Raw genomic sequence first — 513 nt, 5'->3', positions numbered from 1 at the left:
ACGGCAGAAGTGCAAGCAGAGCGTGTAGACTACTGGCAGCGAATTTTGAAGGTGGAAGCTGAAAGGCTTGTCTTCATTGACGAAAGCGGTTTTTGGGTTGGGATGAATCGCCCGGTTGCGAGAGCTAAAAAAGGAATGAAAGCTTATGAAACCCAGAAGCCCTATTGTGGCAAAAAGATGACAGTGATTAGTGCAATTAGGCGATCAGGAGTTGTAGCAATCAAAGGCTTGAAAGGCTCCATGAAAAAGGAAGACTTTTTGGAGTTTGTCAAAGTCAACTTGGCACCGCAGCTCAAAGTAAGTGATGTGGTTATCATGGACAACTTAAACTCTCATCATCGTCCAGAGGTAAGAGAAATGATAGAAGCAGTAGGAGCAACGGTAGAATATCTGCCAGTGTATTCACCAGACTTTAATCCTATAGAAATGATGTGGTCACAGTTAAAAATCTTTTTGTGGAAATTCAGAACAGAAACTATAGAGGTGTTGGAACAATTAACGAGACTAGCAGCC

The 513-nt window shown here is 42.5% G+C and carries 1 protein-coding gene; it reads left to right on the top strand.

Features of this window, described 5'->3' with window-relative positions; genetic code table 11:
* Positions 1–513 (top strand): IS630 family transposase (locus VPK24_RS11210; RefSeq protein ID WP_393013278.1); only part of this gene is annotated, 513 nt, incomplete at both ends.

This window comes from Limnothrix redekei LRLZ20PSL1 (assembly GCF_043235035.1).
Classification (GTDB): domain Bacteria; phylum Cyanobacteriota; class Cyanobacteriia; order CACIAM-69d; family CACIAM-69d; genus CACIAM-69d.
This window is presented reverse-complemented; position numbering and strand designations above follow the sequence as displayed.